The 25,043-nt window shown below is 70.0% G+C and carries 23 protein-coding genes and 1 pseudogene; 12 read left to right on the top strand and 12 right to left on the bottom strand.

Annotated elements, in window-relative coordinates:
- Positions 1-97 precede the first annotated feature (97 nt).
- From CCZ36_RS23565 to CCZ36_RS23555, 3 genes are all read right to left on the bottom strand, one after another.
- Positions 98-1,717, bottom strand: coding sequence for a peptide ABC transporter substrate-binding protein (locus tag CCZ36_RS23565; RefSeq protein WP_069738338.1), 1,620 nt, complete (start codon positions 1,715-1,717; stop codon positions 98-100).
- 559 nt (positions 1,718-2,276) lie between these two features.
- Positions 2,277-4,151, bottom strand: a complete 1,875-nt coding sequence (gene typA / locus CCZ36_RS23560) for a translational GTPase TypA (RefSeq protein WP_006127336.1) — start codon at positions 4,149-4,151, stop codon at positions 2,277-2,279.
- Between the two features lie 369 nt (positions 4,152-4,520).
- Entirely contained in the window at positions 4,521-6,962 is a 2,442-nt protein-coding gene (locus tag CCZ36_RS23555) for an ABC transporter substrate-binding protein (protein ID WP_069738337.1), read from the bottom strand.
- A gap of 455 nt (positions 6,963-7,417) precedes the next feature.
- Between CCZ36_RS23555 and CCZ36_RS23550 the strand changes: the two genes are divergently transcribed.
- Both CCZ36_RS23550 and CCZ36_RS23545 read left to right on the top strand, forming a co-directional pair.
- Positions 7,418-8,488 (top strand): LacI family DNA-binding transcriptional regulator, encoded by a 1,071-nt coding sequence (locus CCZ36_RS23550; protein WP_069738336.1) that lies wholly within the window; start codon positions 7,418-7,420, stop codon positions 8,486-8,488.
- A 105-nt stretch (positions 8,489-8,593) separates the two neighbouring features.
- A complete protein-coding gene (locus tag CCZ36_RS23545) occupies positions 8,594-9,787 on the top strand; it encodes a PP2C family protein-serine/threonine phosphatase (protein WP_107403749.1) in 1,194 nt (397 codons plus the stop codon).
- A 57-nt stretch (positions 9,788-9,844) separates the two neighbouring features.
- On the opposite strand, the gene CCZ36_RS23540 is transcribed toward CCZ36_RS23545, so the two are convergent.
- Positions 9,845-10,858, bottom strand: a complete 1,014-nt coding sequence (locus CCZ36_RS23540; RefSeq protein ID WP_128818507.1) for an acetylxylan esterase — start codon at positions 10,856-10,858, stop codon at positions 9,845-9,847.
- A 298-nt stretch (positions 10,859-11,156) separates the two neighbouring features.
- Between CCZ36_RS23540 and CCZ36_RS23535 the strand changes: the two genes are divergently transcribed.
- The 6 genes and pseudogenes from CCZ36_RS23535 to CCZ36_RS23515 all read left to right on the top strand — a co-directional run bounded on the left by CCZ36_RS23535 (position 11,157) and on the right by CCZ36_RS23515 (position 16,618).
- Positions 11,157-12,401 carry a sugar ABC transporter substrate-binding protein gene (locus CCZ36_RS23535; protein ID WP_128818506.1) on the top strand — a complete coding sequence of 415 codons (1,245 nt, stop codon included), beginning with the start codon at positions 11,157-11,159 and terminating at the stop codon, positions 12,399-12,401.
- A gap of 2 nt (positions 12,402-12,403) precedes the next feature.
- Entirely contained in the window at positions 12,404-13,390 is a 987-nt protein-coding gene (locus tag CCZ36_RS23530) for a carbohydrate ABC transporter permease (protein ID WP_128818505.1), read from the top strand.
- Complete coding sequence (locus tag CCZ36_RS23525; RefSeq protein ID WP_069738331.1) at positions 13,387-14,271, top strand: carbohydrate ABC transporter permease; 885 nt, start codon at positions 13,387-13,389, stop codon at positions 14,269-14,271. The genes CCZ36_RS23530 and CCZ36_RS23525 overlap by 4 nt, the downstream gene beginning before the upstream one ends.
- Before the next feature lie 117 nt (positions 14,272-14,388).
- Positions 14,389-15,615, top strand: a complete 1,227-nt coding sequence (locus tag CCZ36_RS23520; protein WP_176735270.1) for a glycoside hydrolase family 1 protein — start codon at positions 14,389-14,391, stop codon at positions 15,613-15,615.
- A 121-nt stretch (positions 15,616-15,736) separates the two neighbouring features.
- Positions 15,737-15,873: pseudogene (locus CCZ36_RS37005) on the top strand (glucoamylase family protein); the annotation flags it as partial.
- A gap of 244 nt (positions 15,874-16,117) precedes the next feature.
- Complete coding sequence (locus CCZ36_RS23515) at positions 16,118-16,618, top strand: hypothetical protein (RefSeq protein WP_176735269.1); 501 nt, start codon at positions 16,118-16,120, stop codon at positions 16,616-16,618.
- A gap of 7 nt (positions 16,619-16,625) precedes the next feature.
- Here the strand turns inward: CCZ36_RS23515 and CCZ36_RS23510 are convergent, their stop codons facing one another.
- Both CCZ36_RS23510 and CCZ36_RS23505 read right to left on the bottom strand, forming a co-directional pair.
- Positions 16,626-17,903 (bottom strand): low temperature requirement protein A, encoded by a 1,278-nt coding sequence (locus tag CCZ36_RS23510; RefSeq protein WP_069738329.1) that lies wholly within the window; start codon positions 17,901-17,903, stop codon positions 16,626-16,628.
- A gap of 199 nt (positions 17,904-18,102) precedes the next feature.
- Positions 18,103-19,053 carry a helix-turn-helix domain-containing protein gene (locus CCZ36_RS23505; protein ID WP_256094884.1) on the bottom strand — a complete coding sequence of 317 codons (951 nt, stop codon included), beginning with the start codon at positions 19,051-19,053 and terminating at the stop codon, positions 18,103-18,105.
- Positions 19,054-19,327: 274 nt separating this feature from the next.
- On the opposite strand from CCZ36_RS23505, the gene CCZ36_RS23500 reads away from it, so the two are divergent.
- Positions 19,328-19,825 carry a hypothetical protein gene (locus tag CCZ36_RS23500; protein ID WP_234427776.1) on the top strand — a complete coding sequence of 166 codons (498 nt, stop codon included), beginning with the start codon at positions 19,328-19,330 and terminating at the stop codon, positions 19,823-19,825.
- Positions 19,826-19,915: 90 nt separating this feature from the next.
- Here the strand turns inward: CCZ36_RS23500 and CCZ36_RS23495 are convergent, their stop codons facing one another.
- The 4 genes from CCZ36_RS23495 to CCZ36_RS23480 are packed head-to-tail and all read right to left on the bottom strand — an operon-like array spanning position 19,916 to position 21,535.
- Positions 19,916-20,293, bottom strand: coding sequence for a hypothetical protein (locus CCZ36_RS23495; RefSeq protein WP_128818503.1), 378 nt, complete (start codon positions 20,291-20,293; stop codon positions 19,916-19,918).
- A gap of 24 nt (positions 20,294-20,317) precedes the next feature.
- Positions 20,318-20,809: a hypothetical protein gene (locus tag CCZ36_RS23490; protein WP_128818502.1), complete on the bottom strand. Its 492-nt coding sequence runs from the start codon at positions 20,807-20,809 to the stop codon at positions 20,318-20,320.
- A 4-nt stretch (positions 20,810-20,813) separates the two neighbouring features.
- Entirely contained in the window at positions 20,814-21,278 is a 465-nt protein-coding gene (locus tag CCZ36_RS23485) for a hypothetical protein (RefSeq protein WP_237302732.1), read from the bottom strand.
- A complete protein-coding gene (locus tag CCZ36_RS23480) occupies positions 21,275-21,535 on the bottom strand; it encodes a hypothetical protein (protein ID WP_069743506.1) in 261 nt (86 codons plus the stop codon). The genes CCZ36_RS23485 and CCZ36_RS23480 overlap by 4 nt, the downstream gene beginning before the upstream one ends.
- A gap of 93 nt (positions 21,536-21,628) precedes the next feature.
- Here CCZ36_RS23480 and CCZ36_RS23475 point away from each other — a divergent pair, with 93 nt between their 5' ends.
- On the top strand, positions 21,629-22,468 hold the full coding sequence (locus tag CCZ36_RS23475) for a DUF5753 domain-containing protein (RefSeq protein WP_128818501.1): 840 nt from the start codon (positions 21,629-21,631) through the stop codon (positions 22,466-22,468).
- Positions 22,465-22,683: a DUF397 domain-containing protein gene (locus CCZ36_RS23470; RefSeq protein WP_128818500.1), complete on the top strand. Its 219-nt coding sequence runs from the start codon at positions 22,465-22,467 to the stop codon at positions 22,681-22,683. Before CCZ36_RS23475 ends, CCZ36_RS23470 begins: the two co-directional genes overlap by 4 nt.
- A 96-nt stretch (positions 22,684-22,779) precedes the next feature.
- On the opposite strand, the gene CCZ36_RS23465 is transcribed toward CCZ36_RS23470, so the two are convergent.
- Both CCZ36_RS23465 and CCZ36_RS23460 read right to left on the bottom strand, forming a co-directional pair.
- Complete coding sequence (locus CCZ36_RS23465; RefSeq protein ID WP_237302731.1) at positions 22,780-23,079, bottom strand: hypothetical protein; 300 nt, start codon at positions 23,077-23,079, stop codon at positions 22,780-22,782.
- A gap of 211 nt (positions 23,080-23,290) precedes the next feature.
- The gene (locus tag CCZ36_RS23460; RefSeq protein ID WP_234427778.1) at positions 23,291-23,686 is read right to left on the bottom strand and encodes a nitroreductase family deazaflavin-dependent oxidoreductase; all 396 of its coding nucleotides are present in this window, start codon (positions 23,684-23,686) and stop codon (positions 23,291-23,293) included.
- A gap of 308 nt (positions 23,687-23,994) precedes the next feature.
- Between CCZ36_RS23460 and CCZ36_RS23455 the strand changes: the two genes are divergently transcribed.
- Positions 23,995-25,005, top strand: coding sequence for a PP2C family protein-serine/threonine phosphatase (locus tag CCZ36_RS23455; RefSeq protein ID WP_069738356.1), 1,011 nt, complete (start codon positions 23,995-23,997; stop codon positions 25,003-25,005).
- Positions 25,006-25,043: the final 38 nt, after the last annotated feature.

The raw sequence follows: 25,043 nt of genomic DNA, 5'->3' as shown, positions 1-25,043 counted from the left end.
GGGGGCCGTCTCTTCGCAGAGACGACCCCCGCGCCTCCGGCCGAGCTGAGTGCCAGCGCGGCCGGATGACGGCCAGTTGGGGAATGACCCGCAGGCGTTACTTGACAGTGACGCCGGTCAGTTCGAGGTCACCGTGGAAGTCGACCTTGACGTTGTCGACGTTCTTGCCGTGGCCGCCGTTGATGGCGTAGTACCAGAGCGGGATGGCGGGCATCTTCTCCACCAGGGCCTTCTCGACCTCCTGGTAGGCGGCGACGGACTCCTCCAGGGAGTCGGCCTTGTCGCCCTTCGCCATCAGCGCGTCGATTTCCTTGTCGTTGAAACGACCGTTGTTCGACTCCGCCTTGGAGTGGTAGAGCTCCTTGAGGAAGTTCACGTTGACGGGGTAGTCGGCCACCCAGCCACCGCGGTAGACACCCTTGACCTGGTTGTTGTCACGCGCTTCGAGGTCGGTCGGGAAGTCCGGCTTGGCGTCGCCCACGCAGTCGACCCCGGTGGCGTTGCGGATGGACTCGCAGACAGCGGTCACCCACTCCTTGTGCCCACCGTCGGCGTTGTACTGGATGGTGAACTTGTTCTCCGGGACACCGCCGCCGGCCTTGATGAGCTCCTTGGCCTTGGCCGGGTTGTACTTCAGGATGTCCGAGTCGAGGGTCTGGTTGCCCTTGACCTGCGGAGGCGTGAAGCTCGTCGCCGGGATGCGCGTGCCGTTCAGGACGGTCTTCGTGATGGTGTCACGGTCGATCGCCATGGACAGACCCTGGAGGACCTTGGGGTCGATGTCCTTGAACGTCTTGGAGTAGAACGCCGGGACCAGGGTCTGGATCGCCGCGTACGGCTGGTCGATGGCGCCGTCACCGAGGTCCGTCTTGTACTTCGGCAGGTCACGCGGGCCGACCTGGCGGATCATGTCCAGGTTGCCGGAGACGAGGTCGGTGTACGCGGCCTCGACGGTCGAGTAGTTCTTGAACTGGATGCCCTTGTTGGCAGCCTTGTTCGGGCCCTGGTACTCGGGCCAGGCCTTGACCTGGATGAGCTTCTTGTGGGTCCACTTCTCGAACGTGTACGGGCCGTTGCCGATCGGCTTCTGGCCGAACGCCTTCGGGTCGTCGTAGAAGACCTTCGGGAGCGGCGCGAACGTCGCGTAACCGAGCTTGTAGTTGAAGTACGGGACCTTGTCGGTCAGCTCGATCGTGAACGTGGTGTCGTCCACGGCCTTCAGGCCGGACATCTCCTTGGCCTTGGGCGCACCCTTCTCGGGGTGGACGTCCTCGTAGCCCTTGATGTCGGAGAACCAGAACGCGTTCTGCTGCTTGTTCTCGACGTTGGCGTACCAGTTCCACGCGTCGATGTACGACTGCGCGGTCACGGCCTCACCGTTGTGGAACTTCCAGCCGGCCTTGAGCTTGACGGTCCACAGCTTGGAGTCCTCGGTCTCGACGGACTCGGCGTTCGTGAGAACGATCTCGCCCTTGTCGTCGAAGTCCAGCAGCTGGGTGAACAGCGACTGGATGACGTAGGAGCCGTTGCTCTCGTTCGTGTCGGCCGGCATCAGAGGCTTCTGGGGCTCGCCGACGTCGATCGAGACGTAACCGGCGGGCTGACCCGACGTGTTCTTCTTGCCTTCGTCGCTGCTGTCGCTTCCGCCACAGGCAGTCGCGGCCAGGGCGATGACGGCCGCTCCCGCGACCCACTTGGCGCTCTTGGCACCGCGCATGGGTTTCCTCCTCATGAGTCCACTTTTGACTACAAGAAGGGCACTGGAGAGATTCACCGACACCCCTGACGGTGATCGTTCAGTGCCCCGAGTGTGCTCGTGAGTCGGCACTCCCCACAGTGCGTGACCCATTGACCCGAGCTCAATGGAGCCAACTATTGAGTACGGCCGGGCTGTAAACCACACTTAAAGGGTCTCGGTTTGACAACATCAGACCCCTCCGTGTGCCCGAAATCCGGACAAAGCGATCCCAGACAGACACGCCCGAAACGGACTGTTAACACATGTTCCGGAGAGCGACCCCCGATATCCGGACACCACGGTCAGGAAAAGAGATTGACGAAGGCCCGGCCCACCACAGTGTCCGTGGTGGGCCGGGCCTTCTGTCAATGCCTGTGCTGACGGTCCGTCCGAGGGGGTGAACCGCCCCTGGACGGGCCTTCGCATACGGAGCGTACGCCTCCGGCCGCCCCCGGGCCCCCGATAGGGCTCAGGGGAGGCTCAGGAAGAGCTCAGGGACGCCTACTCGCCCTGCGTCCGCCGTACTTGGCTCGGTACGTCAGCCGTGCTTGGCGCGCGAGGCGGCGCGGCTGCGCTCGCGCTGGTCCAGGACGACCTTGCGGATCCGCACGGTCTCCGGCGTCACCTCGATGCACTCGTCCTCGCGGCAGAACTCCAGGGACTGCTCCAGCGACAGCTTGCGGGCCGGGACCACGTTCTCCGTGGTGTCCGCGGAGGCCGCACGCATGTTGGTGAGCTTCTTCTCCTTGGTGATGTTCACGTCCATGTCGTCGGCGCGGGAGTTCTCGCCGATGATCATGCCCTCGTAGACCTCGGTGCCGGCCTCGGTGAAGATGACACCGCGCTCCTGGAGGTTGACCATCGCGAACGGCGTGACCGAACCCGCGCGGTCGGCGACCAGCGAACCGTTGTGACGGGTGCGCAGCTCGCCGAACCACGGCTCGTGGCCCTCGAAGATGGAGTGCGCGATACCGGTGCCGCGGGTCTGGGTCAGGAACTCCGTACGGAAGCCGATGAGGCCCCGGGACGGAACGATCCACTCCATGCGCACCCAGCCGGAGCCGTGGTTCGTCATGGTCTCCATACGGCCCTTGCGGGTCGCCATGAGCTGGGTGATGGCGCCGAGGTGCTCCTCGGGGGAGTCGATCGTCATGCGCTCGATCGGCTCGTACGTCTTGCCGTCGACCTGCTTGGTGACGACCTCGGGCTTGCCGACGGTCAGCTCGAAGCCCTCGCGGCGCATCTGCTCGACCAGGATGGCGAGCGCCAGCTCACCACGGCCCTGGACCTCCCAGGCGTCGGGGCGCTCGGTGTCCAGGACGCGGAGCGAGACGTTACCGATCAGCTCGCGGTCCAGGCGGTCCTTCACCTGGCGGGCGGTGACCTTGTGGCCCTTGCCGCCCTTGCCGACGAGCGGCGAGGTGTTGGTGCCGATGGTCATCGAGATGGCGGGCTCGTCGACCGTGATCAGCGGCAGCGCGATCGGGTTCTCGGGGTCGGCCAGCGTCTCGCCGATCATGATGTCCGGGATACCGGCGATGGCGCAGATGTCGCCGGGGCCCGCCACCTCGGCGGGCTTGCGGGTGAGCGCCTCGGTCATCAGCAGCTCGGTGATGCGGACGTTGGACATGGTGCCGTCACGCTTGATCCAGGTGACGCTCTGGCCCTTGCGCAGCTCGCCCTGCTCGACACGGCAGAGCGCGATACGGCCGAGGAAGTTGTCGGCGTCCAGGTTGGTGACGTGGGCCTGGAGCGGCGCGGCCTCGTCGAACTCGGGGGCCGGCACGTGCGCCAGGATCGTGTTGAAGAACGGCTCCAGGCTGTCGCTGTCCTGCGGGACGGTGCCGTCCTCGGGCTTGGTCAGCGAGGCGACGCCGTCACGGGCGCAGGCGTAGACGATCGGGAACTCGATCTGGTCCTCGTCCGCGTCCAGGTCCAGGAACAGGTCGTACGTCTCGTCGACGACCTCGGCGATCCGGGAGTCGGGGCGGTCCGTCTTGTTGATGCAGAGGATGACCGGCATCCGCGCGGCCAGCGCCTTGCGCAGCACGAAACGGGTCTGGGGCAGGGGGCCCTCGGAGGCGTCGACGAGCAGCACGACGGCGTCCACCATCGACAGACCACGCTCGACCTCGCCACCGAAGTCGGCGTGACCGGGGGTGTCGATGATGTTGATCGTGATCGGGTCCCCGCCGTCCTTGGGGTGATACTTCACCGCCGTGTTCTTGGCGAGGATCGTGATGCCCTTCTCACGCTCCAGGTCGTTCGAGTCCATCATCCGGTCGTCGAGCGACTCGGCAGCGTGCGCGGCGAAGGAGCCGGCCTGCTTGAGCATGGCGTCGACCAGCGTGGTCTTGCCGTGGTCGACGTGGGCGACGATGGCTACGTTACGGATGTCGTGGCGCGTGGGCATGGGTGGCTTGCGCTTCTCTCGGATCGTGGGATCAGGCGTCTCAGTCGGTCTTCGAGTCCTCGTACGCCCGCCGGGCGGCACGCCACGGCTCGTCCCATCGTACGGGCCTCGGGCGCGCCGGGCTTCCCGGGCCGATCCGCGAAGGCGGTCTTCCCGTGTGATTCAGGCGATATTCAGCCGGTGTCAAGGAACTGCCGGGCCATCGATGTGGCCGGAATGCGGGCGTAGCCAGGTGGGGGGGGTGAGGAGAGGTGAAGCGACGAACGGCCCGGGTCAGGGCAGAAACCACACTGCCCGCCGGGCGAACCGGCGGGCAAGGGTTTTGAGGTGCATCTGAGCTTGGCGGCGGAAGGGTGTGGTAGTAACCCGCTACTTCTTGCGGTCTGCGGGGGAACCTGCTGCTTGCCGGTTCTTGAACCCGATGTCCTGGTACCGGGGGGCGGCGAAGCCGAACGCCCCGACGTTGGCGAGCTTCTTGTCGACCGCGACGAGCTGCGGGCGCTGGAAGAGCGGAATCGATCCGGCGGCGGCCCAGATCCGGGCGTCCGCCTGCTTCATCAGCTCCCGGGCGGCCTTCTCGTCCAGCTCGGCGGCGGCCTTGTCGAAGAGCTGGTCGATGTGGTCGGTACCGACCCGGGTGTAGTTCTGCTCCACGAGGAGCGATCCGTCGGTGGCGGGCTCCGGCTTGGCGTAGATCGGGCGTCCGTCGGTGGCCGGGTAGGCGGTGGCGGGCCAGGAGTAGAGCGCAAGGTCGTACGCGCCGGAGGCGATGTGGTCCTTGAAGTAGCTCTCGTCGGGGACCTTGGTGATCTCCGTGCCGATGCCGATCTTCTCCAGCATCACGGCGATCTTGTCGCCGACGCTGCGCAGCGACTGGGAGCCGGGTCCGGAGGGGAGCACGAACCGCAGGGTCAGCGCCTTGCCGTCCTTGCCGAGCTGCCCCTTGGCCGCGGCGGGGGCGGCGGTGCCGACGGGGGCGTACGCCCCGGCGGCTCCCCCGGCCTGCTTGTCCGTGGCGGCGACGGCCCCGCCCTCACCGAGGACACCGGCCTGGCGGAGCAGGGCGGTGCCCTGGACGCCGGCGGTCCGGGCGGGGGCCATGACCTGAACGGCGGAGGCACTGCCGCCGGTGGCGGGAGCGGGGGCGCCGGGCTTGTTGTCGTCGCCGACGATGTAGAGGCCCTCGTCGCGGGAGGCGGCGCTGTCCTCGGAGTCGCGGTCGGCGGACGCCTGGTCGGCCTTCTTGCGCTCGGCGGCGGCTTCCTTGTCGGTGCCGTCCTTGTCGGTGCCGTCCTTGTCCGTTCCCTTGTCGGTCTTCTTGTCGCTGTCCTTGTCGGTGCCGTCCTCCGCGTCCTTCTTGGTGCCGTTGTCCTTGTCCTCCGCGTCCTCCTTGTCGCCCTTCTTCTCCGCCTCGCTGCCCGCCTTGGTGTCCTTGGGCGGCTCGGCCGCGCCGCCCCGGGTCCAGCCGGCGTCCGCCAGCAGGGCCTGGGCCTCCTTGGTGTTCTGCTCGCCGAGCGCCCCGCTGCCGTCCTTGTAGCCGGGCTGCCCGGCGAGAGCGAGGTGGCTGCCGAGGGGCTTCGCCGGGAGGCCCAGCGGCCCCAGCACGGTCCGGGCCAGCTCCTCGCGGTCCAGGGCGCGGGCCACGGCCCGGCGGACCCGGTCGTCGGCGAGCGGGCCGGACTCGCCGTTCAGCGCGAGCTGGGTGTAGGCGGGCTCCAGGGACTTGCGGACGACGAAGTCGCGCAGGGCCTTCTGTTCCGCGGCGTACGCCACGACGGCCTTGCGGTTCTTCTCCCTGGCGGCCTGCGCGATCTCCGCCACGTCCTCGTCGGAGCCGTGCGCCTGGGCCCAGGAGCGCAGGGCCTGGGCCGGTGTGATCTCGGCGCCCGGGCCGTGGTTGAGGGGCTGTCCGTTGTTGCCCCGGTCGCGGCGGGCGAGCGCGATGCGGTCGGCGGTGGCCGCGTCGATGTCGGCGACGTCCACCGTGCCGTCGGCGAGTGCCCGGGTACGGTCCTTCGCGGCGACCGCCCGGAAGACGAGGGTGTCCAGCTTGGCCCTGTCGCCCCACCAGCGCGGGTTGCGGGCCAGCGTGACGGTGCCCTTGGACTTGCTCACGCTGCGCAGGACGAAGGGCCCTGCGGTCTTCTTCAGGGTGGTGCGCGCGCCGTCGTTGAAGGCGTCCGGCGACCCGGTGATCTCCTTCGGGTAGAGCGGCGAGAACAGCGCGCGCCAGTCGGCGTACGGCTTGGAGAACGTGACCCGCACCTGGAGGTCGTCCGCGCCCCGCTCGATCTTCTCGACGCGCTCGTAACCGGCGTTGCGGGCGGTCCAGAACGCGGAGTCCTTGCCCCGGAGCGCCCGCCACTGGGCGACGAAGTCGGGGGCCCCGATCTCCCGGCCGTCGCTCCACACCGCCTGCTGGTTGAGCTTGTAGAGCACGACCTGCTTGGGCTCGCGCTCGATGATCTTCGCGGACTCCAGGTAGTCCGGGTTGAGCTTCGGCCGCCCCGTCCTGTCCATCGGGAAGAGGGTCGGGAGCAGGGCTCCGGTGATCCGGGTGGTGGCGCTGTCCGCGTCCGCCTGGAAGGCGTTGAAGGTGGCGGGCAGCGCGTCGACCGCCCAGTTCACCGTGGCACCGTCGGCGACCGTCTCGCGGGCGGCGGGCGCGATGTCCTGGGGGACTCCCCGGGAGGTCTCCTCGCCGCCGGAGCTGCACCCCGCCAGCACGGGGATCGTGAGCACCCCCGCCGTGAGGAGCGCGAGCGATCGGCGCTTTCGAACCGTCCCGCGCGGGACGCCGACGTGGGACATGGCTGATACCTCCGGGGCCGGCCCGGACCACCCCGTACCGGAATGGACCGGATAGTGCTTATGTGGTGGCATTTGCAGTTGATCACACTGATTCCTTACGCCCACTGAAAGCGCCCCCTCGCGCGAGGGGGCGCAGACACGGCGGCCGGGAGGCGCAAGCTCACCCGCCCGGAGGAACGTCCCGCCCGCCACGGCCGTGCGGGCTGTCCCCCCGCACGGCCCCCACACCCCGCCCGGCACCGGAGGGGCAGCCCGGACGGCACCGGAGGGGCAGCCGGCGTGACCCGGGCCGGCCTTGCCCCCCGCGCGGCCCAGGACCTAGGGTGAATGCGCTTTCACGAGCCTCGTGATCGCCATGCCCGGCGCGCAGGCCGCCGGGCCGGTACCGGCAGCATCCGCACCCGCACCGCCGGACGCGGGGCCGCGGAAGAAGAAGCGGACGGACGGTGGGTCCAGTGAGCGCCCCCACGGTGTACGACGTCGCCGAGCGGTCGGGCGTCTCCATTGCCACGGTCTCCCGGGTCTACCGGAACCCCGATTCCGTACGCGCCCAGACCCGCGAGAAGGTCATGGAGGCGGCCCGCGAACTGGGGTACGTACCGAGCGGCAGCGCCCGGGGGCTGGCCAGCCGGACGACGGGCGTGCTCGGGCTGTGCTTCCCCGACTACGCGGACCCGGACGCCGAGTCCGCGGCGGCGGCGAGCGACGCGGACGACGACCAGGCCGTCATGCTCTACTCCGACCAGATCATCCGGGGCATGGAGCGGGCGGCCCGGCGGCACGGCTACGCCCTGCTGATCGCGGCCTCCCTGGACGGCGGCCCGGAGAGCCTGGTGGCGAAGGTCGCCGGGCGGGTCGACGGCTTCGCCGTCCTGGCGCGGACCGTGCCGACCGCGGACCTGGAAGTGATATCGCGCCGGCTGCCGGTGGTGATGCTCGCCGGGCCCCGCGAGATCGACCATCTGGACCACATCGTGGTGGCCAACACCGACGGCGAGCGCGAGCTGACCCGCCATCTGATCGAGGACCACGGACTGCGCCGCCTGGCGTTCGTCGGAGCAGAGGAGGAGTCGCCGGACGCCCAGGCCCGGTTCCGGGGCTTCCAGGAGGCGTGCCGGGACGCGGGCCTTCCGGCGCCCTCCCGGCCGGAGGTGCGCGCCGGGATGATGACGCAGGCCGAGGGCGCGCTGGCGGCGGACGCCCTGCTGGACCGGTCGGAGGGTCCGGGGGCGGAGCGGCCGGAGGCGATGCTGTTCGCGAACGACCAGATGGCGGTCGGGGCACTCCAGGCGCTGGAGCGGCGCGGAGTGCGGGTGCCCGAGGACATCGCCGTGACCGGGTTCGACGGCATCCCGCTGAGCCGCATCGTGCGCCCGCCCCTGACGACCGTCCGCCAGCCGATCCGCCGGCTGGGCGAGGAGGCGGTGGAGCTCCTGGTCCAACGCCTGGCCGACCCGGGCCGCGCCCCGGTCTCCCTGGAACTGCCGGTCTCGGTGACCCGCCGGGCGAGCTGCGGCTGCGGCTGACTCGGGCATTCCGGGTGCTTTTGTCCGCACATATAAGCCGCGTATCTCACCCAGGGTGCTGATTCGGGTCTGGGAGGGCACAAGCACCTCCTACCCGAGGAGGCTGTGGTGAGCGACAGAACGGGACTGGGCGCGGTACTGACGGCCGCGCGGGATTCCGCGCCGGTGCATTCGCTCGATGTGGTGGCGCGTGATCTGCGCGCCCGGTTCGGCGCGCGGTACGTGTCGTTCCTTTTCGTGGACCTGGTCGGCAGCCGTCTGCTGCGGGTCAACGACATGGACGGCGCCTCCCGCGAGGGCCGGACCGAGAGGGTTCCGCTGGCGGGCTGCGGCATCTACGACAAGGTGCTGCGTTCCCAGAAACTGGTGCAGGTGGAACAGGACGGGCAGGGCCAGCGGGTCCTCGCCCCGGTGACCAACCGCGGTGACGCCATCGGCGTACTGGAACTGTTCCTCGACGCCGTCACCGAGGAGGTGCTGGCTCAGGTCGAGGACGCGGCGCACGCGCTGGCGTACATCATCGTCACCGACCGCCGCTTCACCGACCTCTACCACTGGGGCAACCGCACCACGCCGGTCAGCCTGGCGGCGGAGATCCAGCGCCAGCTCCTGCCCTCCGCGCCTTCCTGCGACGCGGCCGAGTTCGCCCTCGCCGGGGCGCTGGTCCCGGCCTCCGACATCGCCGGGGACACCTACGACTACAGCCTCGACCACAGCGACCTCCACCTGTCGGTCACCGACGCCATGGGGCACGACGTCAACGCTTCGCTGATCGCCACCCTCGTGGTGAACGCCTCGCGCGGCGCCCGTCGCTCCGGGGCGGAACTCGCCGAACAGGCCCGCCAGATGCATCAGGCTCTGCTCGACCACGGAAACGCCACCTTCGCCACCGGGCAATTGTTGCGCATCGCCCTGGACGGGAGCCGTGCCCAGTTCGTCAACGCCGGCCACCCCGCGCCGCTCCGGCTGCGCGACGGCTCGGTCGAGGTGATCACCCCGCGGGTCGACATGCCCTTCGGCTTTCCGCCTCAGGGTCCGTACGAGATCCAGGACCTGGACCTGCGCCCCGGCGACCGTCTCCTGCTGTACACCGACGGCGTGCAGGAACGTGAATCGGCATCGGTCGACCTGCCCGAGACGCTGCTGCGGACCGCCGCCGAGCACCCGCGCGAGGTCGTCCGCACGATCGTGACCGCGGTCGCCGAGGCCTACGGCGGCCGCCCGCCCAAGGACGACGCCACCGTCCTGTGTCTGGACTGGCGCGGCCCCCGGAGCGAGCCCGGCGCACCGGACGCCTGAGCCCGGGCCGGGGCGGGGGCCGGACCCCTCAGGCACCGCGTCCCAGGTCCCGGCCCCTCAGGCGACCGGGGCCAGCCGCTCCCCGAAGAACCGTGTCCGCCGCGCGTCCAGCTCCGCCGCCTCGGCCGCCATCCCCCGGTACGCGAAGTGCCCCGCCGTCAGCACCTGGAGCTCGCGCTCACCGGCCAGCGCGTTGTGTACGGCGAACTGCCCCGGCGGCGGCACCGACGGGTCGAACAGCGCGGCCGCGACCAGCGTGGGCAGCGTCAGCCGGGTCGCCGCCGTCGCCGCGTCGAAGTAGCGCAGAACGTCCGCGACCTCGGGGTGTGCGCGGTGGTGCGCCCGGACCGCCTCGCCGCTGCCCGCGCAGGGCAGGGTCAGCCGCAGCGGGTGGTTGCCGAAGGTGGGCACGGTGAGCTGAGCCGCACCGAAGCGGTCGTCCCAGGGCAGCGCGAGGGCCCCGAGCCCGCCGCCGAAGCTCTCGCCGAGATAGCCGAGGCGGGGCCCGCCCGGCAGGCCCGCCGACGCCAGCTCCGGCACCAGCGCCGCGAGGGCGGAGGCGGCGCACCACAGGTCGGCCACGCAGTCCCCGATGACGTACGAGACGCGGGAGCCGATGCCGTGCAGGACATGCGCGTCGGCCACGTCCGGGATGGAGGCGACACGGCTCCGCTCCCCCATGCCCCGTACGCACGGCAGGATCGTCGCGGCCCCGGGCAGCGGCGCCGGCAGGTCCCGGCCGGCGTCCCGGCGGCCGCCGTACCCGTGCCCGACGACGAATCCGTACCGCACAGGGCCTTCGGTGGGAAGGGCGAGCCAGCCGCCGAGCCGGACGCCGCCCACGGAGGTGAAGGCGACGCCGTGCACGCGGACGCCGTCGCGCTCCTCCTCCACCGGACCGAGGACCGGCCGCGGGTCCACCGCGCGGGCTCGCGCGTACCGGCCGCGCCAGAACGCGTCGAAGTCGTCGGGGGCGGGCGGGGCGGGGATCTCCAGCAGCGCGTCCGGCGCGTCGTACCCGTAGGCCGGGTCGAACGGGAAGTCGTGGGAGAACGCGACGGGTGAGGCCATGCCGCGAGGGTAGACGCCGACCACGTCGGCGCAGGCCGCAGGCCCGGAGCGATGAATCGGTCACATCGCCTGTTCTTCCACAAACGGCGCGTTTACGGTTCAACGACAGGATGCCGACAGGCCGGACGCCGGGATGCCGGGCGACGGGCCGTCGGAATGTCGGGCACGTTGCACGAGTGTGACCCAGCACCCTCTTGCGGATTCGCGAACGGCTGGCGCAGAGTGATGTATGCGCTTACAGGCAGCGCATACATAGCGCACAGCGCAACATCCGGAATGCTCAAGGAGGAGCCCTCCCATGTCCCGCATCGCCAGAACCGCTCCCGCCGGTATAGCGCTCGCCCTCGCCGTGACCCTCTCCGCCTGTGGCTCCTCCGGCGACGACGTCGCGGCCGGCGAGAAGCAGACGCTCACCGTGTGGGCCATGGGCGCGGAGGGCGAGAAGCTCGCGGACGTCGCCGAGGTCTACGAGAAGGCCAACCCGAACATCACCGTGAAGGTGACCCCGATCGGCTGGGACGTCGCCCACCAGAAGCTCGTCTCGGCCGCGGCGGCGGGCACGCTGCCCGACGTGGCGCAGATGGGCGGCAGTTACCTGGGCGAGTTCGCCGAGCTGGGCGTGCTGGAGCCGGTGGACACCGAGGTCTTCGACAAGAAGGACTTCTTCCCGGCGGGCTGGGAGCAGGGCGAGGTGGACGGCACGGCGTACGGAGTGCCGTGGTACGTCGACACCCGCGTTCTCTACTACCGCACGGACCTGGCCGAGAAGGCGGGCGTGACCAAGGCCCCGGCGAACTGGAAGGAGCTCCAGGACCTGGCGGGCGCGTACCAGAAGAAGGCCGGCACGAAGTGGGGGCTCTCCATCCAGCCCAGCGGCCTGGACACCGTGCAGAACTTCTACTCCTTCCTGTACTCGGCGGGCGGTGAGATCGTCAACGACAAGGGCGAGGCGGTCATCGACAGCCCGGAGGCGGTCAAGGCGCTGAAGGAGTACGGCAGTTACTTCGACAAGGGGCTCTCCAACAAATCCGTCCAGCCCGGCTACGACGTGGTGAAGGACTTCGGCAACGGCCGGGTCCCGATGTTCTTCGGCGGCCCCTGGCACGTGACGCTGCTCAACGAGGGCCAGCCGCAGATCAAGGGCAAGTGGGCCATCGCGAACGTCCCGGCGGACGCCTCCTCCACCTCCATGGCCGGGGGCTCCTCGCTCGTCGTCTCGAAGGACAGCGAACACAAGGCGGCGGCCACCGAGTTCATCCAGTACCTGACCGACACGAAGGGGCAGGCCGACTGGTACGAGCGGACGAAGGACCTGCCTGCCAACACCTCCGCGTGGGAGTCCGGCGTGCTCGCCGACGACGCCGACCTCCAGACCTTCAAGAAGCAGATGGACACCGCCAAGTCCTCGCCCTCTCTGGCCAACTGGACCGAGATCACCGACAAGGTGGACCAGGCCATCGCCAAGGTGACGCAGGGCAAGGCTTCCGCCGAGGACGCGCTGAAGACGGCGCAGTCCGAGATCGAAGGCCTCGTGAAGCAGTAGCCATGGGCACCTCGACCACCACGACCGAGAAGGCCGCAGGGCCCGCGAAGGCGGGGGCGGTGGGCCCGTCCCCCGCCGCCGCCCCGGGCGGCGGCCGCCGCAAGCGGACGCTGGGCATGCAGAACGCGGCGGGCTGGCTGTTCTCCACTCCGTTCCTCGTCCTGTTCGCCGTCTTCATGGCGTTCCCCATCCTCGCCACGCTGGCGATGAGCTTCACCGACTTCGGGCTGCGCAATGTGACGCGCCCGTGGGAGGCGGAGTTCATCGGATTCGAGAACTACGTCGAGCTCTTCGGCGACGAGAAGTTCCTCACGTCCCTCTTCAACACGGGGTACTTCGTGGTCGTCGGCGTACCGCTGACGATCGGGATCGGGCTGGTCGTCGCCGTCCTGCTGAACAACGGGATCGACCGGGCGCGGACCTTCTTCCGGGTCGGCTTCTACGCCCCCGTGGTCACCACGATCGTCGCGGTGGCCGTGGTCTGGCGGTTCGTGCTCGACCCGAGCGACGGGCTGATCGCGGGCCTCTTCTCCGAAGTGGCGTGGACCGCACCGGACTTCCTCGGCTCCGAGACGCTGGCGATGCCGTCGCTGATCGTCATGGCGGTCTGGCGGAACGTCGGCACGGTGATGGTCCTGTTCATCGCGGGCCTCCAGGCGATCCCCGCCGAGGTCCGGGAGGCGGCGAAGCTGGACGGTGCGAGCGTCTGGCACGAGTTCCGGTCCATCACGATCCCGCTGCTGCGCCCGACGGTCCTCTACGCCACGGTGATCACGACGATCGGCTACCTCAACGTGTTCGAGGAGCCGTTCGTGATGACCCAGGGCGGACCGTCCGACTCGACCCTCACGGTCTCGCTGAACATGTACCGCGAAGGGTTCAACTTCTTCCACATGGGCTACGCGAGCGCGATGGCGTACGTCCTGTTCGTGGTGATCATGGGCATCACGGTGCTCCAGCTCCGACTGCTGAAGGACAACACGAAATGAGCGCCACCAGCAGCCCCAACGCACCGGCCGAGGCGCTGGACAAGCGGCCCCCCGGCACGCGGAGCATCACCCGCCCCCTGGTCTACGTCCTGCTCTCGCTCGGCCTGCTGGTCATGTCGGCGCCCTTCCTCTGGATGGGGATCTCCGCTTTCAAGACCCAGAGCGAGCTGTCGGCCAGCCCGCCGGTGTGGATCCCCGCCGAGTGGACGCTGACCAACTTCCGGCAGCTGCTCGACAAGCTGGACCTGCCGCTGTACTTCATGAACTCGGTGATCGTGGCGGTCCTGGTGACCGTCTCCAACCTGGTCTTCTGCTCGATGCTCGGCTACGCCCTGGCGAAGCTGAACTTCGTCGGCCGCAACAAGATCTTCGGCCTGGTGCTCGGCGCGCTGATGGTGCCCGGCAATCTGATGCTGCTGCCGCTGTTCGTGCTGATGAGCAAGTTGCAACTGATCGACAGTTACGCGGGTCTGGTGCTGCCGTTCGCCGCCGGGGCCTTCGGGGTCTTCCTGATGCGCCAGTTCATGCAGTCGATCCCGGACGAGCTGCTGGAGGCGGCCCGGATGGACGGCGCGAGCGAGTGGTACATCTTCTGGCGGATCGTGATGCCGCTGGTGAAGCCCGCGCTCGCGACGCTGTCGATCTTCACGTTCCTGGGTTCCTGGAACAACTTCGTCTGGCCGCTGATCGCGACCAACGACCCCGACAAGTACACCCTTCCCGTGGCCCTGGCGACCTTCGCCACCGACCCCAACAAGGCGGGCGGCTCCAACGGGATGCTGATGGCCGGGGCCTTCCTGATCGTGCTGCCGGTGCTGGTCGTCTTCATCGCGCTGCAACGGCACTTCACCCAGGGCATCGCCACGGCGGGCATGAAGTAGCCCCCCGCCGAAGCACTTCGCGTACAGCCGAGGCACTTCACGTACGAGAGGCCGCGCTCCACCCCTGGACGACCGCGCGGGCCACACCCCACACCACCACCGGAAAGACATGTCGCGATGACGAACACCCCTGCCCCGAACCGGCCGATGACGGCTTCCGTACCGTTCCCCGAGGGCTTCCTCTGGGGCGCGTCCACGGCCGCCCACCAGATCGAGGGCAACAACACCGACTGCGATTGGTGGGTCAAGGAGCACGCCGCCGGCACCCACATCGCGGAACCGAGCCTGGACGCCTGCGACAGCTACCACCGCTGGCCCGAGGACATGGACCTGCTGGCCTCCCTCGGCTTCACCGACTACCGGTTCTCCATCGAGTGGGCCCGTATCGAGCCGGTCGAGGGCCGCTTCTCGCGCGCCCAGCTCGCCCACTACCGGCGGATGGTGGAGGGGGCGATCGAGCGCGGACTGCGCCCGATGGTGACCCTGCACCACTTCACGGTCCCGCAGTGGTTCGAGGCGCGCGGCGGCTGGACGGCCGAGGGGGCGGTGGAGCTGTTCGCCCGGTACGTGGCGGCCTGCGCCCCGGTGATCTCCGAGGGGGTCTCCCACGTCTGCACGATCAACGAGCCGAACATGATCGCGGTGATGGCGGGCCAGGCCAAGCGCGGGGACGACAGCTTCCCGCCCGCCGGCCTGCCCACCCCCGACGACGAGACGACCGCGGCCGTCATCGCCGCCCACCACGCGGCGGTGAAGGAGGTCCGGGCCCTGGACGCGGGCATCCAGGTCGGCTGGACCATCGCCAACCAGGTCTACCAGGCCCTCCCCGGCGCGGAGGACGTCACCGCCGCCTACCGCCACCCGCGCGAGGACGTCTTCATCGAGGCGGCCCGCGGCGACGACTGGATCGGCGTGCAGTCCTACACCCGTACGCGGATCGGCCCCGACGGACCGATCCCGGCGGCCGACGACGTCGAGCGGACGCTGACGACGTGGGAGTACTACCCGGGCGCGGTCGGTGAGGCGCTGCGCCACACGGCCGAGGTCGTCGGGGACGTCCCGCTGATCGTCACGGAGAACGGCATCGCGACCGCCGACGACAGCCGCCGGGTCGACTACTACGCGGGCGCTCTGAACGAGGTCGCCTCGGCGCTGGAGGACGGCCTCGACATCAGGGGCTACCTGGCGTGGAGTGCGCTGGACAACTACGAGTGGGGCACCTACAAGGCCACGTTCGGTCTGATCGCGATCGACTGGGAGACCTTCGAGCGCACCCCGCGCGACTCGGCGAAGTGGCTGGGTTCGCTGGGCCGCACGCGCGAACTCCCGCGCTCGGCAGCGTAATTCTGGCGTCGCCCGAACCCCGGGGGACGCCCCTCACACGGGGAGCCACCTGACGGCTCCCTCCGGCTCGGGAGCCGGCGGAACCTGACGACCGCCGGCTCCCGAGCCGCCCGCACGAGCACTGTTCGCGCTCGACCGGAGGATGATCGTCGCGGCCCTCGCCCAGGAGCTGCGCCCGGGCTCGCTGCAACGCCCGTTCCGGACCAGGGGTTTCGGGAGCCGGGTGCGGCCGCTGCCGAGCGGGAGCGGTTCTCGGTCCGAGGCGGCGGCGCGGCCCGTCTCCTGTGGTGGGCATGCGGCCCTCGGCGAGGGCTCTGCGCTCAGCGCTGGGAGCGGGCAGCGCGGAGGCGGGCCCGGCAACCAGCAGCCCCGCACACTGCCGGAAGCGGGAATGCCGGGAGTGGGTAGCGCCTCCCTACCCTGGCGGCGTATCCGGCAGAGCGCCTGCCGGACAGAGTCCGGGGCGGGTGGCACGGTGTATTCACTGGTCTGGGGAGCGTTCGTGACAACGCTGGGCTGGGTCCTCGCGACGGACTTCCGGGGAGCCGCACACCGCTTCCACGCGTTCACCCACGCCGCCACACCGTTCAGGGGATCCGGAGCACCCGTCGTCGGCGTCGGCTTCCTCCGCCTGGTGGCGGGGGTCTTCGCCCTGATCGGTCCGATCGTCCTGGTCTCCGGACTCCTGGACCTGTGGCGCGGAGAGGCGGAAAGCTACAGCTCGCCGCCGGTCAGCGGCTGGTTCGTCCTGGTGGAAGCGGTGATAGTCGGCGCCATCCTGTGGAGCGCCTGGCGGCGGTCCGGCTTCCTGCGCCGCCAGTGGGGTCCCGGCAGCGTCCTGTGGCGCACGGCGGCCGCGGGAGTCACGGCCTCCGTCGGCGTCTTCGCCGCGCTGCTCGCCCTCGGCTGGGGAACCTGGATGCCGGCCGCCTGGCTGCTGGGCGGTCTGTGCGGCATCACCCTGCTGCTGAGCGGTCCGGCCGGCGGGCCGGCGGACGGCTGAGCGGGCTCTACCCCGCCCCGATCCCCTCCAGCATGCGCCGCTGATGCTCGCGCCCGAACGTCTCGTAGCCGATCACGGTCACGAAGGGCGCGAGCATCACGACGATCAGGCAGACCGCCAGCGGCGCTCCCGTCACGGCCAGCAGGAACCCGGCCAGCAGGACCGCCAGGGTCAGAGCGATCAGGAGCAGGTGGAAGCGGTCGGCGGCCGAGAGCAGCAGGGTGTGCAGCAGGTAGACCACCAGGAGATAGAGGGCCACCGGGAGGGCCAGGGTGAGGACGACCGTCGTCTTGGGGATCTCCGTGTGGTGTTCCAGGTAGAGGCCCGCCACGTGCAGTCCGGCCCCCGCTCCGGCCACGCCGATGAACAGCGGGATGTGGCCGTAGCCGAAGAGGTAGCCGCGGTTGCGGCGGCGCTCCAGGACCTCGCCGAACGGGGTCGTGAAGTAGACCCACCACATGCCGAAGGTCAGGCCGACCCCCGCGACCACGACGGCGATCGCGTTCCCGGTCCAGGCCGTGCCGTCGGCCCCGCCGAGCAGTTCGCCCGACGAGGCGACCGTGCCGACCACGCTCTCCCCGAGCACGATGATCGCGAACAGGCCGTACCGCTCGGCCATGTGATGCGGGTGCCACGGCGTGCCGCCCGCAGCGCCCTGGGCGAAGACCGGCAGGGCCAGTTCCAGTACGCCGAGGACGACGAACGCCGCGAACACGACGTAGACGGGCAGTCCGACGAAGGCCAGGACGACCCACCCGACCTGGGCGATCACCGTCCAGCGGATGTTGGCCAGACACACGCCCCGGTACTGGGGGGCCTCCCGGGCGGCGCGTGCCCACTGGAACACCATCGCGATCCGCATCACGACGTACCCCGCGACCATCGCCCGCAGTTCGAGGTGGCCGCCCTCGTCGACGGAGTGGAACATCGCCGGAAGGCCGAGCGAGAAGACGACGACCCCGATCATCTGGAGCATCGTCAGGACCCGGTAGAGCCAGTCGTCGGTGGCGAAGGCCGAGGCGAACCAGCTGAAGCTGATCCAGGCGACGCTGATCGCGAACATCGCCATGACGAACGCGGTGACCGCGTGCGCCAGGTGCCCCTCGGCCAGGAGCTCGGCGAACTGTGACGACGCCGTACCGACCGCGACGACGAAGGTCAGGTCGAACAGGAGCTCCAGCGGTGAGGCGGTCCGGCCGTCCTCCTCGGGGTCGCGTGCGGTCATCGGGAGGAGCCGCCACCGCGACCGGCCGGATGGATCGAACCTGCCGCTCTTGTCGCTCATATCGCTTTCGGGGTGTTCTGGCATGCGTGCCATCATTCCGACACCGGGCCGCCGCGACGGGGAATCACACGCCGTCACGGGGCGCGAGATGAGGGTGCTCCTGAGCGAGCAGGGCGTCCACGGCCACCAGCGTCGGATCGGCGATGGACCGAAGCTCCACCACCCGCCGTCTGCCCGGCCCCGGGCAGACGGTGGCTCTCTACGGCTTCCGCTCGTCGGTGACCGCTGCGGGCAGCGGCGAAGCACCGCCGTGGGCGGTGCAGACCTCCTTGCCCCCGTCCTTGATGACCACGCAGGCCCGGGCGGCCGCGGGGTAGGGGGCTTCGACCATCGGTGAGTAGGTGTCCCGGTCGTAGGTGATCGCGCGGGCGGCCGAGTGGTCGTGCTGCCCCTCGACCCGTGCCGTGTCCCCGACCCGGCCCTCGGTGATCCTGGCCCACGCGGCTCCGCAGCGAGGGCTGTAGCGCAGTTCGAGGTGGATTCCGTCGACCTTCTCCGCCGCGGCGGTCCACACCCCGATGTGGCACTCCATGCCCTGGGCGTCCTTGTTCCGGCATTCGAACCCGGTGCACTTCGCGGAACTTCCTCTGGACGCCGGCTCCCCCTGGCTCTCCGGGGCACCGACGAGCATGCCCGCGAGCAGTCCGGCGGCCATCCCGGCTCCGGTGGCTGCCCCGACGATGAGGCCCCAGCGCCGGGGCCTCCGGCGTGCGACGGCAGGGGCGTGAGGCGCGGGCGACTCCGTCTCCGGGGCCGGGGCCGCCTCCGCTCCCGCCACCGGATCGGTCTCGGGATCGGTATCCGTATCGGCATCGGGATCCCGGCCGGCCGACGGCGACACCTCGGCGACGGCGTCCCCCGGGGCCTTTCCGTCCGGCTGCGACTGCCCGCGCTCGGCGATCTCCAGCAGGAGGAGCAGACGGTCGGGTTTCACCGAAACCGCCTGGGCGAATTCCCGCACCGCCTGCCGGGGCGGCAGTGCCTTGCCGCTGAGGTAGCGCCCCCACGACGACTTGCTGTAGCTCGTCCGGTGGGCGAGCGTGGCGAGGGTCATTCCGTTGCGCCGCCGCAGCAAACGGAGTTGTTCAGTCAGAAGTCCGGCTTCCCGGGACGGCTTCCCGGCCCCGGGTCTCCCAGCCTGTCCCGCCATCGCTCGTCCTCCCACGCGGTGTCCCCTGGTCCAGGATCTGTTGACGTGTCCCGCTTCCCATCATGTCCCAACCGGTCCCACTGCTCTACCGGGGGATCTCGTCCCGGCGCGAGCATCTGTCGAGCCACCCGGCGGCAGCACGACGGAGCATGACGGGCAGACAGACGGGCGGGGGCACCGCTGCCGCTGCGACAGCCGCCGGGTGACCTGAACCGAGCTCGAACGCCACCCGGAAACACGCACAGTTCACCGTCCCACCCATCGAAGGATGAAGATGCGCAATCGCACCATCGCGTCCCTGGCCGCAATGGCGTCCGCCGCGGCGACCGTCGTCACCATGACCGCCACACCCGCCAACGCCTACTCCGGACTGACCCTCCTGGACCGCGTGTCCGCGGTGACGGACTACTGTCCCTGCCGGTTCAACGACAACATCGACGGAACCTACTTCGAAAAGGATGCGGGCGGGGCGGGGTTCAAGGTCATCCACGGCAACGCCAGCCGTCACGAGGTGGCCAAGGTCGAGTTCCACCCGTACGGCGAAATTCTCTACGTGTACGACGTGAAGAACGACGGTGACACCTTGTACTACAAGGTGTCCTACGAGGGTGACGGCGGAAAGTGGGGACTGTACGCCGCTCCGAGCACGTCCAACGTCATTGACGTCAGGAAGGTGAACCTGGACATCCCGGAGGGCAGAAAGGTGACGGTCACCGTCTACGACGACAAGGCGATGAAGAAGAAGGTCATGGAGGCCACCGGCCGCGCCTGATCCCGATTCCGGTTCCGCTTCCGCTTCCGCTTCCGGCAACGCTGTGACGACCCCGGCCGACGGTCGGGACCGTCACCGCAGGCCTGCTCATCACCTGCGGCCACGGGGCGCGAGATGGGGGTGCTCCTGAGCGAGCAGGGCGTCCACGGCCACGAGCGTCGGATCGACGATGCCCCAGTCGTGGGCGGAGGGGTGGCCGGTGAACAGCCCGCACGCGTCCTCGCCCCGGGGGTCGATCACACCGCACCAGCCCAGCTCCGCCAGGATCGCCTGCTCACCGCTCCAGCGGGCCCAGACGGCGGTGCGGTTCGCGTCGTTGTCCCACAACGCCATCGCGTGGTCGCCGTCGTGGCCGGCGGCCAGCTCGCAGAGAAGGTGTCCCACTTCCGGGCGACTGCCGCCGGCAACGGCGAGCCGGGTCACGAACTCCGGGGGCGGCAGCAGGGTTGCGGCGGTGCACTGGTCCATGGGACGGGAATCCTCCGGTCGCCGTCAGGGCGCGTCGGTGTCGGGAACATCAGGTACGTCGGATACGTCGGAGGCGTCGGGCGCGCCGGGATCGTCGTCCTCGGAGACGAGTCGCCGGACCTCACTGTGGACGTGTTCGGCGATGAGGTCGCCGAGCGGGTCGGTCACGGAGAAGGAGTGCGGCCCAGGGTGGTGGTCGAAGAACGCGCACGTCGTGACCGTGTGGGTCGCCAGTTCGCGGAGCACGGCGGGGCAGAGACGCAGCGTGTCGAGCCGGTGGACGCGGTGGGCCCCGGCCCCCGACCAGAGGAACCACAGGTCCTGGTCGTCCGGGGTGTCCGCCGTCCACAGGTGCGCGGCGTGCTCGGCCGACTCGTCGTGGTCGCCCAGCTCGCACAGGACGAAGTCCTCCGCCTCCACGACATCGGGGGGATGCGCGGGCCCGCCCTCCATCGTGGCGAGCGCCAGCAGCGCTTCCGCGTAAGGGACTTGGGTCACGGCAGTGCATTGCAGCACGCGGTCAGGCCCCTTCCGTACGGGGGCGAGGCGGGGACGGGTGGTCCGCCGAGGCCGCCGCCGCCCACCCCCACAGATCCACGGGCCACGCGCCGAGGGTGACGCGGAGCCCCACGAAGGGGTCGACCACGGTGAGCAGGGCGGGGAGCCCGGATTCCAGCGCGTTCAGGGCGTGGTCCTGGCTGCCGTGGTCGCCCGCCCACGCCCGGAGCGCCTCAGGAGCGTCGGAGCCGTGGAAGGCGACCGGCCGTACGTCCCTGGTCCCGAGCCACGGGGCGGCCGGGGGCAGGCTGTGCCCGTGCGCGTCCGCCAGCCGCAGGGCCTGCCGCCGGAGCCAGCGGAGGACGAGGCGGCGGTTCGGGAGGGCGACCCCTCCGAGCGGCAGAGCCCGGCCGCCGCCCGTCACCGTGACGGCCGCGACGTAGTCCAGCACCCTCGCGCGGCCCGCGCCGGCCCGGCCCGGCCTCACAGCACTTCTCCCCGACTGCGGGCGTTGAGCCGCGCGGTACGGGCCCGAAGCTGCTCCATGAGCAACGCGGGCCGTACGTAACGGGGTTCGACTTCCCACTCGCGCCCGCCGCCGACCGGCCGGAGGGACCAGTACGGGCCGGCGACACCCTGGAACTCCCCCACGCGGTCACCGCGACTGGTGTCCGCGAGCAGGGTCCCGGGGTCCGGGACGGGTAAGGGTCGCTCCGTTTTCGAGCTGGCGTTCTCGCCGTACACCGTTCGCTCCTCTCTGTAGCCGAACGACTACCGGGGCGACTCAGCGTGGCCTAGCGTGGATACGTCTTCAACGTTTCGGAACCGGGGGATACGTTGGTCAACCGCAAGGAAGTGAACCCCGACGGGGGGCCGGAGGCGGCCTACGGCGCACGCCTGCGTAGGGAGCGGGAGGCTCGGGGCTGGAAACAGGACGAACTCGGCGGGCGCATCGGCTACACGGGGCGGCACGTTTCCGGCGTGGAATTGTGTCACAAGTCCCCAACTCGCAGGTTCTCGATCGCCGTTGATGTGGCGATGGGATATACGGGAACCGCTGATTCGTTCGAGCGCGAGTGGCGCAAGATCAAGCACGGGGTGCTGTTGCAGGGCTTCCCGGAGTACGTGGCGCTGGAGGGCCGGGCGGCGGAGATCCGGCTGTTCGAGGTGGGCGTCATCCCGGGGCTGTTGCAGACCCGGGAGTACGCGGAGGCGCTGGCGCGCGGGGCGGTCGACCGGGGCGTCATCACCCCCGACCAGGCCGATCAGCGCGTCTCGTTGCTCATGGAGCGGCAGGGCGCGCTGTTACGCACCGTGCCGCCGATGCTGATCGCGGTGCTGGACGAGAGCTGCATCCGCCGCCCGATCGGCAGCCCCGCCGTGATGGACGCCCAGTTGCAGCACCTGGTCGACTTCGCCGCCCAGTCCCACACCATGCTGCAGATCGTCCCGTTCGGCGTCGGCGAGCAGCGGCCCTTCAACCGGCTGGTGAATCTGCTGACGCTCCAGGACCGGTCCGTCGTCTCCTACGTCGAGTCCGAGACACAGGGCCACCTGGACCGCGAACTCAGCTCTGTCATCCCGATGGTGAGGGCCTACCATCAGTTGCAGGCCGTGTCTCTGTCGCAGACAGATACCGTGGACATGATCCACCAGCATCGAAAGGGCACCCCGTGACGAGCGAATCCACGACCCCGCAGTGGGTCAAGTCCTCCTACAGCGACAACGGCGGTTCGTGCGTCGAGTGGGCCCCGCGTACCGCGTCCGCCACCGGCATCGTCCCCGTACGCGACTCGAAGAACCCGGGCGGCCCGGCCCTCGGCGTCCCCGCCACCGCGTTCGCCGCCTTCGTGGCGGGCGTCAAGGCCGGGGGCTTCGGCACCGCCGCCTGATCGCCACCGCCCCACCGGAAGCCCCGTCGCGCACGGCGGGGCTTTCCTGTTGTCCGGAGCGTGACAGCCGCCGGATGGACCGGCCCGGTGCGGCCTTCAGAGCGCCCTTTTCCGGGCACGGGCGCGGCCCACGGCCTGGTTCGCGGCCTCCAGGGCGAGGCCGACGCCTACGACCGTGATCAGGCGCAGCCACCACGGGAAGCCGAAGAACTCCCCGCACACGAAGACCGTGGCGACCGAGACGACGAGGGTCACCACGAACGGGAGAGTCTTCACCTCGCCGGTCGAGGAACCCGTGGAGTCGGTGGAACCCATGGAGTCCGTGGAGTCCGTGGAGTCCGTGGAACCCGTGCCGCCTGTGGAACCCGTGGAACCCGGCCCAGAAACCGATGTCATGCCGAAGCACGTCCTTCCTGTGACTGATGACGGAAGAACTCGCTCAGTTCACCGGCGAACCACCGGGCTTCCCCCCGGACGCGACGCGCGGCGCGCACTCACTCCCCCGTGCATTTCCCCTGTCGGTGAGCCGCAGGGCACCGATGTGGTCAGCATCGGGCGCGGCGTACGACCGACCATAACAGCGCCTCCGATGGAGCATCCGCGCTGGTCAGGGGAGGCGTTGGCCTCGGGCTGCGTCGAGGCGCACGAGAGTGGGAGGCTTCCCCGCCCGCCCACCCGTCCGGGCGTCGGAGTTCTCGGCCATGCGGCCCACGGGGCATGCGCGTCGCGCACGGCGCCGCCCGCCCGTGCCGCCTCTCCCCACGATCTCGGCGGCTTCGCCGGCGTCCGGGAAGTGGGCGGTCACGGCGTAGTGATGGTTGCCGACCTGGACGGTCGTCATGGGTGCCGCCAGAAGGTCCAGGTACCAGGGCGCGTCAGCGGAGGAGGCCAGGATCCAGCAGCCGCGCTCCGCGTCGTAGGTGATGATCTCCAGCACGGTGTGATGGGTGTGACCGTCGTCTCTGGCGGTGTGGTGCAGGAGCAGCAGACGACGGCCCAGCACCGGCCCGAGTCCCACACGGAAGAAGGCCCGAGGCAGACGTGCTACGTGTCGCCGCCAGCCACCCGGCGGTGGAAGGTTGTGATGGACGCCGTGTCGTTCTGTTCTCATCGAACCACCTCCACGCGTCGTACAGGAGAACCGATTGCGTAACGGAAGCCGGAGCCAACCTTTAGCATGGGCAATCTTTGCATAATCTAAAGCTGGGGGGCCAGGGACGACGGCCCACCCCAGGACGTCTGTCTGCTAGGAGCGCCGTGATCACTGGGAAGCGAAGGGACGGCGGAGCCGTGCTGTCCTGGCTGCCGATCATGGTGATGGTGGTCGTCGCCGGGATCGACCTCGCGGCGGGCCCGGAGGGCGGATTCCTGCCGCTGGTCTCCCTCGGTCCCGCCTTCGCCGGGCTGATCGGCACCTGGCGGCGTACCGCCGCCATCGGTGGGGTGGCGCTGCTGCTGTGCGCCGGTCTGGGTGTGTACGACGGGCTCTTCGACACCCGGCGGGGCTGGACGGCCATGGCCTCCGTCGCCGGAGTCACGCTGGCCGGCGCCCTGGCCGCGGGCTCCCGGGCGCGGCGCGAGGCGGAGCTGGCCGGTGTGCGCTCGATCGCCGAGGTGACACAGAGCGTGCTGATGCGTCCCGTGCCCCGCCACGTCGGGGAACTGCGGACCGCGGTCTCCTACACGTCCGCGGTCGCGGAGTCACGCATCGGCGGCGATCTGTACGAGGTGGTGGCATCGCCGTACGGAGTCCGCGTCATCGTCGGTGACGTCCAGGGCAAGGGCCTCGCCGCCGTGGCGACGGCGGCCTCCGTCCTGGGCGTGTTCCGGGAGGCGGCGCACGACGAGCCGGATCTGACCGCACTCGCCACCAGGCTGGAGCGCACCGTGGCCCGCGAAGAGGACGGAGAGAAGTTCGTCACGGCCATCATTGCCGAGATCCACACCGACGAGCAGGTCGCCGTCCTCCTGAACTGCGGACACCCCCCGCCCATGATCGTACGCACCGACGGCTCCACCGATCTCCCTCCCCCGCCCGCCTACGCCCTGCCGCTGGGCCTGGGCATGCACGGTGGAGAACCTCCCCGGACCCACCGGACCAGGTTCGCTCCGGGCGACCAGCTCCTCCTCTACACCGACGGGGTCACCGAAGCGCGTGACGCCGACGGAGCCTTCTACCCCTTGCGGGAACGAGCCGGACTCCTCGGCGAGGCGGATACCGAACAAGCTCTGGAAGCCCTGCGCGAGGACGTGGTGCGGCACGCCAACGGCCCCTTGCACGACGACGCGGCGATGCTGCTGCTGCGCTACCGGCGACGGTGACTCCGCGCAGCCGCGCCCCGCGGTGCTCCATCACGGCG

Source organism: Streptomyces sp. S063 (assembly GCF_002832675.1).
GTDB classification, from domain to species: domain Bacteria; phylum Actinomycetota; class Actinomycetes; order Streptomycetales; family Streptomycetaceae; genus Streptomyces; species Streptomyces sindenensis.
The sequence above is the reverse complement of the archived record's forward strand: the minus strand, read 5'-3'. Positions and strand labels throughout refer to the sequence as shown.